This is a genomic window from Streptomyces sp. NPDC040405, from assembly GCF_055595765.1.
Genome location: NZ_JBVIVI010000001.1, coordinates 1,286,850 through 1,303,600, shown reverse-complemented (window position 1 = coordinate 1,303,600; position 16,751 = coordinate 1,286,850). Strand labels below are relative to the sequence as shown.

Annotated in this window: 1 protein-coding gene; it reads left to right on the top strand. The window is 72.9% G+C overall.

Annotated elements, in window-relative coordinates; genetic code table 11:
• The first annotated feature begins 28 nt into the window (after positions 1 to 28).
• Positions 29 to 16,696 (top strand): type I polyketide synthase, encoded by a 16,668-nt coding sequence (locus ACZ59A_RS05480; protein ID WP_470953808.1) that lies wholly within the window; start codon positions 29 to 31, stop codon positions 16,694 to 16,696.
• The last annotated feature ends 55 nt before the right edge of the window (positions 16,697 to 16,751 follow it).

Genomic DNA, 16,751 nt, shown 5'->3' with positions numbered 1-16,751 from the left:
CTCATCTCAGCACCGCGGAGACGGCGTAATGGCGACGGCGAACGAAGAGAAGTACCTCGACTACCTCAAGCGGGCCACCACCGACCTGCGCGAGGCGCGGCGGCGGCTGCGCGAGGTCGAGGAGCGCGAGCAGGAGCCGATCGCCATCGTGGCGATGAGCTGCCGCTACCCGGGCGGTGTGCGGACGCCCGAGGAGCTGTGGGACCTCGTAGCCCGCGGCGGTGACGCGGCCTCGCCGTACCCCACCGACCGCGGCTGGGGTACGGACGTCCTCTTCGACCCCGAGCCGGACAGCGGCCAGGAGCCGTACGTCCGCGAGGGCGGCTTCCTGCACGACGCCGCCGAGTTCGACCCGGCGTTCTTCGGCATCTCGCCGCGCGAGGCCCTTGCGATGGACCCGCAGCAGCGGCTGCTGCTGGAGACCTCCTGGGAGGCGTTCGAGCGGGCGGGCATCGACCCGACGACGCTCCAGGGCAGCCGGACCGGCGTGTTCGCGGGCGTCATGTACCACGACTACGCGTCCCGGCTGTTCACGGCGCCCGAGGACGTCGAGGGCTTCCTCGGCAACGGCAGCTCCGGGTCCATCGCCTCCGGCCGCGTCGCGTACACCTTCGGCCTCGAAGGTCCGGCCGTCACCATCGACACGGCCTGTTCCTCCTCCCTGGTCGCCCTGCACTTCGCCGCCCAGGCGCTGCGCCGGGGCGAGTGCTCGCTGGCGCTGGCCGGTGGCGTCACCGTCATGGCCACCCCCGGTACGTTCACCGAGTTCAGCCGCCAGCGCGGGCTGGCCGCCGACGGCCGCTGCAAGTCCTTCGCGGGCGCCGCCGACGGCACCGGCTGGGGCGAGGGCGCGGGCATGCTGCTGCTGGAGCGGCTGTCCGACGCCCGCGCAGGCGGCCACCAGGTGCTCGGCCTCGTCCGCGGCTCGGCCATCAACCAGGACGGCGCCAGCAGCGGCCTCACCGCCCCCAACGGCCCCTCCCAGCAGCGCGTCATCCGCCAGGCCCTGTCCGGGGCCCGGCTCTCCGCCGGGCAGATCGACGTGGTCGAGGCGCACGGTACGGGGACGACGCTGGGCGACCCCATCGAGGCGCAGGCGCTGCTCGCCACGTACGGCCGGGGGCGGGACGGGGACCAGCCGCTGTGGCTGGGGTCCATCAAGTCCAACATCGGCCACACCCAGGCCGCCGCCGGTGTCGCGGGCATCATCAAGATGGTCATGGCGATGCGCCACGGCGTCCTTCCGCAGACCCTGCACGTCGACCAGCCCACCCCCAACGTCGACTGGTCCGCCGGAGCCGTCTCGCTGCTCACCGAGACCCGCGCCTGGCCCGACACCGGACAGCCGCGCCGCGCCGCGGTGTCCTCGTTCGGCATCAGCGGCACCAACGCGCACACCATCATCGAGCAGGCGCCCGACCCGGCCGCCGACGAGGCGCAGCCCACCGCCGAAGACGCCGCCCCGGCCGCGGCCCCCGCCGCCACGCTGCCGCTGTGGACCATCGCGGCCAAGTCCCGGCCCGCGCTGCGCGCCCAGGCCGCGAACCTCCGCGCGCACCTCGACGCCAACCCCGGACTCCCGCTCGCCGACGCCGCGTTCTCCCTGGCCACCGGCCGGGCGGCCTTCGAGCACCGCGCGGCGATCGTCGCCGACGACCTCGACGACCGCGACGGCCTGGTACGCGCCCTCGACGCCCTGACCCGCGAGGAGCCCGCGCCCGGGCTGTTCGACGGCAAGGCGGCGGGCGGCAAGGTGGCGTTCCTGTTCACGGGCCAGGGCAGCCAGCGGCTCGGGATGGGCCGTGAGCTGTACGAGGCGTACCCGGTGTTCGCCGCTGCCCTGGACGAGGTGTGCGCCGAACTGGACCCGCATCTCGAACGCCCGCTGAAGGGCGTCCTGTTCGGCGATGACGCCTCGCTGCTGGACCGGACGGCGTTCACTCAGCCCGCGCTGTTCGCGGTGGAGGTGGCGCTGTTCCGCCTGGTCGAGGCGTGGGGTCTGCGGCCGGACTTCCTCTCCGGCCACTCGATCGGTGAGCTGGCCGCCGCGCATGTGGCGGGTGTGCTGTCCCTGGCGGACGCGTGCCGGTTGGTTGCTGCTCGCGGCCGTCTGATGCAGGAGCTGCCGTCTGGTGGCGCGATGATTGCCATCCAGGCGTCGGAAGACGAGGTGGCGCCGCTGCTCACCGAGCGTGTGAGCATCGCCGCGCTGAACGGTCCGACGTCGGTCGTCATCGCGGGTGACGAGGACGCGGCTCTGGAGATCGCTTCCGGTTTCGAGGCGCAGGGTCGTAAGACCAAGCGCCTCTCGGTGAGCCACGCCTTCCACTCCCCTCGCATGGACGGGATGCTGGACGCGTTCCGCGAGGTGGCGCGGGGGCTGACGTACGAGGCCCCGAAGATCCCGATCGTCTCCAACCTGACCGGTTCCGTGGTGTCCGCCGAGGACATCACCACCCCCGACTTCTGGGTGCGCCACGTCCGCGAGGCCGTGCGCTTCCTCGACGGCGTGCGCGCGCTTGAGGACCGTAACGTCACGACGTTCGTGGAACTGGGCCCGGACGGTGTGCTCACCGCCATGGCACAGGACTGCCTGACCCGTGACGACGCCACCCTTGTCCCCGCGCTGCGCACTGGCCGCCCGGAGGTCCGGAGCCTGGCCACCGCCCTCGCCCGGGCACACGTACGCGGCGTCTCGCCCGACTGGAACGCGGTGTTCGCCGGTACGGACACCACGCGCACCGACCTTCCGCTGTACGCCTTCCAGCGCGAGACGTACTGGCTGGACGCCGGATACCCGATGGGCGACGTGACGTCCGCCGGGCTCGGCGCCGCAGACCACCCCCTGCTGGGCGCCGCCGTGGCGCTCGCCGACACCGACGGCTTCCTCTACACCGGCCGCCTCGCCCTGGACACCCACCCGTGGCTGGCGGACCACACGGTGGCCGGTTCGGTGCTGCTGCCGGGAACCGCGTTCGTGGAGCTGGCGGTGCGCGCCGGTGACCAGGTGGGCTGCGATCTGCTGGAGGAGCTGACCCTGGAGGCGCCGTTGGTGCTTCCCGAAGTGGGCGGCGTTCAGCTTCAGCTGTCGGTGGGCGCCCCCGACGCGTCGGGTCGGCGCACGCTGACGGTGTACTCGCGGTCCGAGGACGCGGCCGTGGACGAGGTATGGGAGCGCCACGCGACGGGCGTCCTGGCGTCGGGCTCCCCTTCGGCCTCCTTCGACCTGGGCGTATGGCCTCCGCAGGGTGCGACGCCGGTCGGACTGGATGGTCTGTACGAGGGCATGGCGGCCCTTGGGCTGGCGTACGGCCCGGTGTTCCGTGGGCTGAAGTCCGCGTGGCGGCTGGGCGACGACGTCTACGCCGAGCTGGAGTTGCCGGAGGAGGCCCGGTCCGAGGCGGGTGCGTTCGGCCTGCACCCGGCCTTGCTCGACTCGGCACTGCACGCGGTGGGTCTGGGTGGCCTGATCGAGGGCGAGGGTGCCCGGCTGCCGTTCTCGTGGTCGGGTGTGTCGCTGCACGCGGTGGGCGCGTCGGTGCTGCGGGTGCGCCTGTCGCCCGTGGGCGGGGACGCGGTATCGCTGGCGGTGGCTGACGGTGCGGGCCGTGCCGTGCTGTCGGTGGACTCGCTGGTGCTGCGCCCGGTGGCCACCGAACAGATCCGCAACGCGCGCGGCGCACGCCAGGAGTCGCTGTTCCGCCTGGACTGGCCCGAAGTATCGGCCACGGGCACACCGGGCAAGTGCGTGCTGCTGGGCTCCGATGCGCTCGGCCTGTCGCAGCGGTTCGACACGTACGCGGACCTAGCCGAGCTGTCGGCCGCCGCCGACGCCGGAACGCCGCTGCCGGAGTACGTAGTGGTGCCCCTGGCAAATCAAGCCAGTTTGGACGCCGCACTCGACGGCCCACGTGCGGCAATTCAAGCCCGTCCGGCGATTGAGGACACGCCCGAAGGGCGTTCCGGCGCGCACGCCGATGGTGCGGCATCTTCAGCCCGTCCGGCGTTTGAGGACCGGGGTCTTGGGGCGGAGCCCCACCACGCGGCGGAGCCGCATATTGGTGCTGCGGGAAGGGGCGGGGTGGGGGAAACCTCCTCGCCCGCCACCACGGCGCATCAGGCCACCACCCACACCCTGGCCCTACTACAGCAGTGGCTGGCCGACGACCGCTTCGCGGACACCCGCCTCGTCCTCCTGACCTCAGGCGCCGTAGCCGCCGCTACAGACGACCCGGTGACCGACCTAGCCCAAGCTGCCGTATGGGGCCTGGTCCGCTCCGCCGAATCGGAGAACCCGGGCCGCTTCGTACTGGTCGACGTCGACGTAGACGGCGCAGCCGATGCGCACACGGCGGTGTCGGCCGCGCTGACATCGGGCGAGCCGCAGGTGGCCGTACGAGACGGCGTGCTGCGAGCGCCACGCCTGGCGCGGGCGTCGGCCTCCGACGACGCCGATGCCGATGCCGTGGCGGAGTTCGCCGCCGAGGGCACGGTGTTGGTGACCGGTGCCACCGGCACGCTGGGCGGCCTGCTGGCGAGGCACTTGGTGGCAGAGCGCGGAGTCCGCCACCTGCTCCTGATGAGTCGCCGTGGCGCGGACGCCCCCGGCGCGGCCGCACTCGGCACCGAGCTGACCGAGCTGGGTGCCAACGTGCGCTGGGCGGCCTGCGACGCGGCCGACCGCAACGCACTGGCCGCGACCCTCGCAGCCATTCCGGCCGAGCATCCGCTGACAGCCGTCGTCCACACGGCGGGCGTGCTGGACGACGGCGTCATCGCGTCCCTCACCCCGGACCGCCTGGCCAAGACACTGCGCCCGAAGGCAGACGCGGCGTGGAACCTCCACGAGCTGACGGCAACCACCGACCTGTCGGCATTCGTCCTCTTCTCCTCCGCTGCCGGTGTCTTCGGCGGCGCGGGTCAGGGCAACTACGCCGCCGCCAACACCTTCCTGGACGCCCTCGCCCAGCACCGCAGGGCGCAGGGCCTGCCCGCCACATCCCTCGCCTGGGGCCTGTGGGCCGACGCCAGCGGAATGACCAGCGCCTTGGACGACGCGGACGTGTCCCGGATGACCCGGGGCGGCGTCGCCGCACTGTCGGCCGCCGAGGGACTGGAGCTGTTCGACGCCGCTCACAGCGCGGCCGAGCCGCTGCTCGTGCCGGTCCGGCTGGACCTGGCGGCGGTACGGGCCGAGGCCGCGTCATCCGGCGTGGTGGCGCCCCTGCTCCGTGGGCTGGTACGCGCACCCGCACGGCGTACGGCGGAGGGCTCGGCCGGGACGGGCGCGCTGGCGCAGCGGCTGGCCGGGCTCGGCGAGGCCGAACAGCTCGACCTGCTGCTCACCCTGGTCCGTACGCAGGTCGCCGCCGTCCTGGGCTACGGCTCCGCCGACTCCGTGGACCCCGATCGCGCCTTCCGCGACCTGGGCTTCGACTCGTTGACGGCCGTCGAACTGCGCAACCGCATGAACGCGGCCGCCGGGATGCGACTTCCCGCGACGCTGGTCTTCGACTACCCGACCTCCCTCGTCCTGGCCGAACACCTTCGGTCCGAACTGGCAGGTACGCAGGGCAAGTTGGCCGTACCGACAGCGACCGCGAGCGCGGTCGACGATGAGCCGATCGCCATCGTCGCCATGAGCTGCCGCTTCCCGGGCGGAGTGCGCACCCCCGAGGAGCTGTGGCAGCTGCTGGCCACCGGCCAGGACGCGATCTCCGGCTTCCCCGTCGACCGCGGCTGGGACCTGGACACGATCTACCACCCGGACCCGGAGCACCCGGGCACCTCGTACACCCGCGAGGGCGGCTTCCTCCACCACGCGGCCGACTTCGACCCCACCTTCTTCGGGATCTCGCCGCGCGAGGCGCTGGCCACCGACCCGCAGCAGCGGTTGCTGCTGGAGACGTCGTGGGAGGCGTTCGAGCGCGCGGGCATCGACCCGACGACCCTGCGCGGCAGCCGGACCGGCGTCTTCGCGGGCGTCATGTACCACGACTACGCCACGCTCGTGGAGCAGTCACCCGACGGCGGCGGCGAGGGCGCGATCGGCTCCGGCAGCACCGGCTCCATCGCCTCCGGCCGCGTCGCGTACGCCCTCGGGCTGGAGGGCCCGGCGGTCACGGTCGACACGGCGTGCTCGTCGTCGCTCGTCGCCCTGCACTGGGCCATACAGGCCCTGCGGGCGGGTGAATGCTCGCTGGCACTGGCCGGTGGTGTCACGGTGATGGCCACCCCCGCCACCTTCATCGGCTTCAGCCGACAGGGCGGCCTGTCCGCCGACGGCCGCTGCAAGGCGTTCTCGGCGGACGCTGACGGCACGGGCTGGGCCGAGGGCGCGGGCATGCTGCTCGTGGAACGCCTGTCGGACGCGCGCCGCAACGGCCACCCCGTGCTGGCGGTCGTACGCGGAAGCTCCGTCAACCAGGATGGGGCGTCGAACGGTCTGACGGCACCCAACGGCCCCTCGCAGCAGCGCGTCATCCGCCAGGCCCTGGCCGGTGCCGGTCTCTCGGCGTCCGAGGTGGACGCGGTGGAGGCGCACGGTACGGGTACGACGCTGGGCGACCCGATCGAGGCGCAGGCGCTGCTCGCCACGTACGGCCAGGAGCGGGACGAGGACCGGCCCCTGCTGCTCGGCTCCATCAAGTCCAACATGGGCCACACGCAGGCCGCGGCCGGTGTCGCGGGCGTGATGAAGATGGTCCTCGCCATGCGCCACGGGGTGCTGCCGCAGACCCTGCACGCGGGCGAGGCGTCCCCGCACGTCGACTGGTCGGCGGGCGCGGTGTCGCTGCTGGCGGAGCAGACGCGGTGGCCGGAGACCGGCCGCCCGCGCCGGGCGGGCATCTCGTCCTTCGGCATCAGCGGCACCAATGTGCACACGATCATCGAGCAGGCTCCGGCCTCCGTGGCTGTGGAGACTGCTCCCGAGACCGCGCCCGCGCTCACCTGGATGGTCTCCGGCCGCAGCGCGGCCGCCCTGCGCGCCCAGGCCGAGCGCCTGGCCGCGCATGTGCGTGCTCACCCCGACCTGCGCCCGCTCGACCTCGGCTACTCGCTCGCGACCACCCGGTCCGCCTTCGACCACCGCGCGGCCGTCGTAGCCGAGGACCGCGCCGGGCTGCTGACCGGTCTGGAGGCGCTGGCGCGCGGCGAGTCGGCTGCTGGGCTCGTTGAGGGTTCCGTGGCCGGTGGGCGGGTGGCGTTCCTGTTCACAGGTCAGGGCAGCCAGCGGCTCGGGGTGGGCCGTGAGCTGTATGAGGCGTACCCGGTGTTCGCGGAGGCGCTGGATGCGGTGTGCGACGCGCTCGACACACACCTCGAACAGCCCCTGAAGACGGCCCTGTTCGGGGACGACGCTTCGATGCTGGACCAGACGGCCTATACCCAGCCCGCGCTGTTCGCGGTGGAGGTGGCGCTGTTCCGCCTGGTCGAGGCATGGGGTCTGCGTGCGGACTTCCTCTCCGGCCACTCCATCGGTGAGCTGGCCGCCGCGCATGTGGCCGGTGTGCTGTCCCTCGCGGACGCCGCGAAGCTGGTCGCGGCCCGTGGCCGTCTGATGCAGGAGCTTCCGGCGGGTGGCGCGATGATTGCCATCCAGGCATCGGAAGACGAGGTGGCGCCGCTGCTCACCGAGAGTGTGAGCATCGCCGCTGTGAACGGTCCGACGTCGGTCGTGATCGCGGGTGACGAGGACGCGGCTCTGGAGATAGCCGCCTCGTTCGAGGCGCAGGGCCGGAAGACCAAGCGCCTCACGGTGAGCCACGCGTTCCACTCCCCTCGGATGGACGGGATGCTGGAGGCGTTCCGTGAGGTGGCGCGGGGGCTGACGTACGAGGCCCCGAAGATCCCGATCGTCTCCAACCTCACCGGCGACATCGTCTCCGCCGACGACATCACCACCCCCGACTTCTGGGTGCGCCATGTCCGCGAGGCGGTCCGCTTCCTGGACGGCATCCGCACCCTCGAAGCGCAGGGCGTCGCCACGTACGTCGAGCTGGGCCCCGACGGTGTGCTCACCGCGATGGCGCAGGAGTGTGTGACCGGCAAGGACGCCGCCTTCGCGGCCACCCTTCGCAAGGACCGTCCCGAGGCCGAGGCGCTGACAGTCGCCGTCGCGCGGGCACATGTCCGTGGCGTGGCGGTGGACTGGGATGCCGTCTTCGCCGGTACGGGTGCCGCGCGGGTCGACCTGCCGACGTACGCCTTCCAGTACGCGCGCTACTGGCCGGAGGTCCCGGCCGCCGCGCTGGGTGGCACGGCCGGGTTGGGTCTGGCGACCGTGGATCACCCGCTGGTGGGGGCTGCCGTGCCGCTCGCGGGTGGTGACGGGCTGCTGCTGACCGGGCGGTTGTCGGTGCAGACGCATCCGTGGCTGCTCGATCACGTGGTGATGGGCTCGGTGTTGCTGCCGGGCACGGCGTTCGTGGAGTTGGCGCTTCGTGCTGGTGATGAGCTGGGGAGTGATCTGCTGGAGGAGCTGACGCTGGAGGCGCCGTTGGTGCTTCCTGAGGTGGGTGGCGTTCAGCTTCAGGTGTCGGTCGGCGCGCCGAACGACGATGGGCTTCGTGCGTTCGAGGTGTACTCGCGGCTTGAGGACGCGGCTGCGGACGAGTCGTGGGTACGGCACGCCTCGGGTGCTTTGGCGGAGGGCGCGGCGCCCGGGTCGCTGGACCTGGAGGTGTGGCCTCCGGAGGGTGCGACGCGGGTTGAGACCGAGGGTCTGTACGAGGGCATGGCGGGCCTTGGGCTGGCGTACGGCCCGGTTTTCCAGGGGCTTAAGTCCGCGTGGCGGCTGGGCGATGAGGTCTTTGCCGAGTTGGAGCTTGCCGAGGATGCGCGGTCCGATGCGGGTGCGTTCGGCCTGCATCCGGCGTTGCTGGATTCGGCGTTGCACGCCGTGGGCTTGGGCGGCCTGATCGAGGGCGAGGGGGCCCGGCTGCCGTTCTCGTGGTCGGGCGTGTCGCTGCACGCGGTGGGCGCGTCGGTGCTGCGGGTGCGGTTGTCTGCCGCTGGTACGGATGCGGTGTCGCTGGCGGTGGCTGACGGTGCGGGCCGTGCCGTTCTGGTGGCGGATTCGCTGATGCTGAGGCCCGTGTCGCCTGAGCAGATCAGCGGCGCGCGGGGCGGCCGCCAGGATTCGCTGTTCCGCCTGGACTGGCCCGAGGTCTCGGCCACGGGCGAGGCGGGGCGGTGTGCGCTGTTGGGGTCCGATGTCCCTGGCTTGGCGCAGCGGTTCGACACGTACGCGAACTTGGCCGAGCTGGCAGCCGCCGCCGACACCGGAACGCCGCTGCCGGAGTACGTAGTGGTGCCCCTGGCCAACCAAGCCCGTCCGGCGTTTGAAGACACGCCCGAAGGGCGCACGAACGCGGCACTTGAAAGCCCAGGTGCGGCAAATCCAGCCCTCCCGGGCGCGGCACTCGACGGCCCGGTTGCGGCAAATCAAGCCCCCACGGACGCGGCACTCGACGGCCCACGTGCGGCAAATCAAGCCCGTCCGGCGATTGAGGACACGCCCGAAGGGTGTTCTGGCGCGCACGCGGACGGTGCGGCATCTTCAGCCCGTCCGGCGTTTGAGGACCGGGGTCTTGGGGCGGAGCCCCACCACGCGGCGGAGCCGCATATCGGTGCTGCGGGAAGGGGCGGGGTGGGGGAAATCTCCCCCGCCGAGGCGGCGCATCAGACGACCACCCACACCCTGGCCCTACTACAGCAGTGGCTGGCCGACGACCGCTTCGCGGACACCCGCCTAGTCCTCCTGACCTCAGGCGCCGTAGCCGCCGGTCCGGCCGATCCGGTGACCGACCTGGCCCAAGCCGCCGTATGGGGCCTGGTCCGCTCGGCACAGTCGGAGAACCCGGATCGCCTGGTGCTCGTAGACACCGACGGCCAAGACGCCTCGTCTCGTGCGCTCTCCGCCGCACTGGCATCGGGCGAGCCGCAGGTGGCCGTACGAGACGGCGTGCTGCGAGCGCCACGCCTGGCGCGGGCGTCGGCCTCCGACGACGCCGATGCCGATGCCGTGGCGGAGTTCGCCGCCGAGGGCACGGTGTTGGTGACCGGTGCCACCGGCACGCTGGGCGGCCTGCTGGCCCGCCACCTGGTGGCAGAGCGCGGCGTCCGCCAGCTGCTCCTGATGAGTCGCCGTGGCGCGGACGCCCCCGGTGCGGCCGCACTCGGCGCCGAGCTGACCGAGCTGGGTGCCAACGTGCGCTGGGCGGCCTGCGACGCGGCCGACCGCAACGCACTGGCCGCGACCCTCGCAGCCATTCCGGCCGAGCATCCGCTGACAGCCGTCGTCCACACGGCGGGCGTGCTGGACGACGGCGTGATCGCGTCCCTCACCCCGGACCGCCTGGCCAAGACACTGCGCCCGAAGGCAGACGCGGCGTGGAACCTCCACGAGCTGACGGCAACCACCGACCTGTCGGCATTCGTCCTCTTCTCCTCCGCTGCCGGTGTCTTCGGCGGCGCGGGTCAGGGCAACTACGCCGCCGCCAACACCTTCCTGGACGCCCTCGCCCAGCACCGCAGGGCGCAGGGCCTGCCCGCCACATCCCTCGCCTGGGGCCTGTGGGCCGACGCCAGCGCGATGACCGGTGCCTTGGACGACGCGGACGTGTCCCGCATAACCCGAGGCGGCGTCGCCGCGCTCTCGGCCGCCGAGGGACTGGAGCTGTTCGACGCCGCTCACAGCGCGGCCGAGCCGCTGCTCGTACCGATGTCGCTGGACATGGCCGCGCTCCGGGCGCAGGCGAGCAGCGGCGCGCTGCCGTCGCTGCTCCGTGGGCTGGTACGCGCACCCGCACGGCGTACGGCGGAGGGCGCGGCCGCATCGGGCGCGCTGGCGCAGCGGCTGGCCGGGCTCGGCGAGCCCGAACAACTCGACCTGCTGCTCGACCTCGTCCGCTCCAACGTCGCTGCGGTGCTCGGCTACGCCGGTCCGGAGACCGTCGAACCCGGTCGCTCCTTCCGCGAACTGGGCTTCGACTCCCTGACGGCGGTGGAACTGCGGAACGCGCTGGGCGCCGCGAGTGAGCTGCGGCTGCCCGCGACGCTGGTCTTCGACTACCCGACGCCCGTGGTGCTCGCGGAGTTCTTGCGCGCGGAGCTTGGTGGCACGGCGGCGGCCGTCGCCGGGCCGGTCGTGGTGTCCGCTGCGAATGACGAGCCGATCGCGATCGTGGGTCTGGGCTGCCGTTACCCGGGTGGCGTGGAGTCTCCGGAGGATCTGTGGCGGCTGGTCATGGAGGGCCGGGACGCGATTGCCGAGTTCCCGACCGACCGTGGCTGGGACCTGGACGGCCTCTACCACCCGGACCCGGATCACCCCGGCACCACATACGCCCGCGAGGGCGGTTTCGTGGCGGAAGCGGGCCACTTCGACCCGGCCTTCTTCGGCATCAGCCCGCGTGAGGCCCTCGCCATGGATCCGCAGCAGCGGTTGCTGCTGGAGACGTCGTGGGAGGCGTTCGAGCGGACGGGCATCGACCCGACGACCCTGCGCGGCAGCCGGACCGGTGTCTTCGCGGGCGTCATGTACCACGACTACGCGTCCTCGCTCCCGGCGCTTCCGGAAGGCGTCGAGGGATTCGTCGGTACGGGCAACGCGGCGAGTGTGATCTCGGGCCGGTTGGCGTACACGTTCGGGCTTGAGGGGCCGACGATCACGGTGGATACGGCGTGTTCGTCGTCGCTGGTGGCGTTGCACCTGGCGGTGCAGGCGCTGCGGAACGGCGAATGCTCGCTGGCGTTGGCCGGTGGTGTGACGGTGATGGCGACTCCGGCGCCGTTTGTGGAGTTCAGCCGTCAGCGCGGGCTCGCGGCGGACGGCCGGTGCAAGGCGTTCTCCGCGGATGCCGATGGCACGGGATGGTCCGAGGGCGCGGGCATGCTGCTGGTGGAGCGGCTGTCGGACGCCCGGAAGAACGGCCACCCGGTGCTCGCCGTCGTGCGTGGCTCTGCGATCAACCAGGACGGTGCGTCCAACGGCCTCACCGCCCCCAACGGCCCGTCGCAGCAGCGCGTCATCCGGCAGGCCCTCGCCAACGCCGGTCTGTCCGCTGCCGAGGTGGACGCGGTGGAGGCGCACGGTACGGGTACGTCGCTGGGCGACCCCATCGAGGCGCAGGCGCTGCTCGCCACGTACGGGCAGGACCGCCCCGAGGACCGGCCCCTGCTCCTCGGGTCGATCAAGTCGAACATGGGCCACACGCAGGCCGCGGCCGGTGTCGCGGGCATCATCAAGATCGTGATGGGGATGCGGTACGGGATGCTGCCGCGGACTCTGCACGCGGATGAGCCGTCGCCGCACATCGACTGGTCCGCGGGTGCGGTGTCGCTGCTCGGTGAGGCGCGGGAGTGGCCGGAGACCGACCGGCCGCGTCGCGCCGCCGTGTCGTCCTTCGGGTTCAGCGGTACCAATGCGCACACGATCATCGAGCAGGCGCCGGTTGCGGTCGAGGACGAGGCGTCGCAGGACGTGGCGGTGACGCCCGGCGTGACGCCGTGGGTCCTGTCGGCCAAGACGGCGGCCGCGCTGCGGGCGCAGGCCGTGCGGCTCCGTTCCCACCTGGACGAACACCCGGAGATCACTCCGGGCGACCTCGGCTACTCGCTCGCCACCACGCGCGCCGCGCTGGACCACCGTGCGGTGGTGGTCGGCGACGACCGCGCCGCACTGGACGCGCTGGCGCGTGGCGAGTCGGCTCCCGGGCTGGTCGAGGGCTTGGTGAGCGACGGCAAGGTGGCGTTCCTGTTCACGGGACAGGGCAGCCAGCGCCTCGGGATGGGCCGTGAGCTGTACGACGCCTACCCGGCGTTCGCCGAGGTGCTGGACACTGTCTGCGATGAGCTGGACCAGCACCTCGAACGGCCGCTGAAGACGGTGCTGTTCGGGGACGATACGGAAGCGCTGGACCAGACGGGGTACACGCAGCCCGCGCTGTTCGCGGTCGAGGTGGCGCTGTTCCGGCTGGTCGAAACCTGGGGTCTGAAGGCGGACTTCCTGTCCGGCCACTCCATCGGCGAACTGTCCGCCGCGCATGTGGCGGGCGTGCTGTCCCTCGCGGATGCCGCGAAGCTGGTTGCGGCGCGTGGGCGTCTGATGCAGGAGCTTCCGGCCGGTGGCGCGATGATCGCGGTGCAGGCGTCGGAGGACGAGGTGGCGCCGCTGCTCACCGACCGCGTGAGCATCGCCGCCCTCAACGGCCCCACCTCCGTGGTCATCGCGGGCGACGAGGACGCCGCCCTGGAGATCGCCGCGTCTTTCGAGGCCCAGGGCCGTAAGACCAAGCGGCTCACGGTCAGCCACGCCTTCCACTCCCCGCGCATGGACGGCATGCTGGACGCGTTCCGCGAGGTGGCGCAGGGGCTTTCGTACGAGGCCCCGCGCATCCCGATCGTCTCCAACCTGACCGGCGACATCGCCTCCGCCGACGAGATCACGACCCCCGACTTCTGGGTACGCCACGTCCGCGAAGCCGTCCGCTTCCTCGACGGCATCCGCGTCCTCGAAGCGCAGGGCGTCGCCACCTACGTCGAGCTGGGCCCGGACGGTGTGCTCACCGCGATGGCGCAGGAGTGCGTGACCGGCGAGGACGCCGCCTTCGCGGCCGCCCTCCGCAAGGACCGTCCCGAGGCCGAGGCGCTGACGGCCGCCGTCGCGCGGGCGCACGTCCGTGGCGTGGCGGTGGACTGGGACGCGTACTTCGCCGGGACCGGGGCACGCCGCGCCGAGCTTCCGACGTACGCCTTCCAGCGCGAGCGCTACTGGCTGGAGGCCCCCGCCGGGGCCGTGGGCGACGTGGTGTCGGCCGGTCTCGGCTCCGCCGATCACCCCTTGCTGGGTGCGGCGGTGGACCTGCCCGACTCCGAGGGCTTCCTCTTCACGGGACGGCTGTCGCTCCGTACGCACCCCTGGCTGGCCGATCACGCCGTCATGGACACCGTGCTGCTGCCGGGGACGGCCCTGGTCGAACTGGCGGTCCGGGCCGGTGACCAGGTCGGTTGCGACCAGGTCGAGGAGCTGACCCTGGAAGCGCCGCTGGTCCTTCCGGAGCGTGGCGCGGTGCAGCTGCGCGTCTCCGTGGACGAGCCCGAGGGCGCCGAGGGGCGGCGCGCGCTGCACATCTACTCGCGCCCGGAGGACGCCGCCGACGAGCCGTGGACCCGGCACGCGGCCGGTGTGCTCACGGTCTCCGGCGCCGTGGCCACCGCCCCCCTGACGGAGTGGCCCCCGGCGGACGTCGACGGCACGACCGTCGAGCCGATCGACGTCGACGGCCTGTACGACGGCTTCGCCGCCCTCGGCCTCGCGTACGGACCGGTGTTCCAGGGGCTGCGCAAGGCATGGCGGCGCGGCGACGAGGTGTTCGCCGAGGTGGCGTTGGGCGAGGAGCAGCAGGGCGAGGCCCGTGCGTACGGGCTGCACCCGGCGCTGCTGGACGCCGCGCTGCACACGGTGGGCCTCGGCGAGTTCTTCCCGGAGGAGGAGGCCGGGCAGGCCCGGCTGCCGTTCTCGTGGGACGCCGTACGGCTGCACGCGGTCGGTGCGACGGCCCTGCGGGTGCGGGTTTCCCCGGCCGGGCAGGGCGGTGGGCAGGGCGCGGTGGCGCTGGAGATCGCCGATGAGGCCGGTGCCCCGGTGGTGTCGGTCGGCTCGCTTGCGCTCCGGCCGCTCGACCCCAGGCAGTTCAACGCGAGCAACGCCCGCCACCACGAGTCGCTGTTCCACGTCGACTGGGCCGCGCTGCCCGCGGCCGACCAGTCGGACGACACCGCCCTGTGGGCCGTCCTGGAGAACACCGGCGGCGGCGACCTGAAGATCACCGCGGCGCTGGCCGACACCGGGATCGAGGCCGAGACCTACGCGGGCCTGTCCGCGCTCGGCGAGGCGGTCGAGGCCGAGGGGATCGCGCCGGACGTGGTCCTCGTACCGTGCCTGCCCGACCTCACCGCCCCCGGGGACATGGCCGCCGCCACGCACGCCGTGACCCTGCGGGCGCTGGCCCTCGTACGGGAGTGGCTGGCCGACGAGCGGTTCGCCGACTCCCGGCTCGTGATGCTCACCCGGGGCGCCGTGGCCGTGACGACGGACGGGGAGAACACCGCCGAGGGCGTGGACGACCTCACCCACGCCGCGCTCTGGGGCCTGGTGCGGTCGGCGCAGGCCGAGCACCCGGGCCGGTTCGTGCTGGCCGATGTGGACAGCGCCGCCGACGCTTCCCTCCCCGCGCTGCTGGCCGCGTTGCGGACGGACGAACCGCAGTTCGCCGTGCGCGCCGGTGCCGCGTACGCACCGCGGCTGGCGCGCGTGGCCGCGCTGGACGAGGCGGCCGTGTCCGGCCTCGACCCGGCGGGCACGGTGCTGGTCACCGGCGCGTCCGGCACCCTGGGCGGGCTGCTGGCCCGCCACCTGGTGACCGAACGCGGCGCCAGGCACCTGCTGCTGACCAGCCGCCGTGGCGCCGAGGCGGCGGGCGCCGCCGAACTCGCCACCGAGCTGCACGGGTTGGGCGCCGACGTCACCTGGGCGGCGTGCGACGCGGCCGACCGGGACGCGCTCGCCGCCGTCCTGGCCGACATCCCCGCCGAACACCCGCTCACCGCCGTGATCCACTCGGCGGGCGTGCTCGACGACGGGACGGTCGAATCCCTCACCCCGGAGCGCGTCGAGCGGGTGCTGCGGCCGAAGGTCGACGCGGCGTGGAACCTGCACGAGCTGACCCGCGGCCTCGACCTCGCCAAGTTCGTGCTGTTCTCCTCGGCGGCCGGTGTCTTCGGCAACCCGGGGCAGGGCAACTACGCGGCGGCCAACACCTTCCTGGACGCCCTCGCCCAGCACCGGCGCGCCCACGGCCTCCCCGCCGTCTCGCTGGCCTGGGGCCTGTGGGACGACGAGGATGACGAGGGCGGCATGGCCGCCACCCTCGCCACCGCCGACCGGCAGCGGATGAACCGCGGCAGCATGAACGCGCTCGGCAACGCCGAGGGCCTGGCCCTGTTCGACGTGGCCGGACTCGCCGGACACGGGGTGCTGATCCCCGCCGCACTGGACATCGCCGCCCTGCGCGCCCAGTCGGCCGCCGGGGTCGCGCCGCTGCTGCGCGGGCTGATCCGTACCCCGATGCGGCGCGCCGCGGCCGGTGGCGGCGGGGCGGACGAGGCGACGAGCCTCGCCGAGCGGCTCGCGGGCATGTCCGCCGCCGAACGGGACCGCTTCCTGCTCAACCTGGTGTGCGCCCAGGTGGCCGCCGTGCTCGGGTACGGCAGCGCGGCGGCCATCGAACCGGCCGCGGCCTTCAAGGAGCTGGGCTTCGACTCGCTGACCGCCGTCGAACTCCGCAACCGGCTCGGCGCGGCCACCGGCCTCCGGCTCCCCGCCACGCTGATCTTCGACTACCCGACGCCCGACGCCCTCGCCGACCATCTGCGCGCGGAACTCCCGCACGGGGACGGCGGCGGCCCGTCGGTGTTCGGCGAACTCGACCGGCTGGAAGCCGCCCTTGCGGGGGCCGCGGACGACAGCGTGACCCGCTCCCGGATCACCATGCGCCTCCAGGCGCTGCTGGCGAAGTGGAACGACGCGCAGGACGCGGCCGCCGACGGTGCCACCGACGACAACGACCTCGAATCCGCAACCGACGACGAGCTTTTCGACCTGCTCGACGACGAACTCGGCTCCTCCTGAAAGGGAGCGTACGGAACTCATGAGCACCACCTCCCCCTTCGCAAGGAGCCGACGC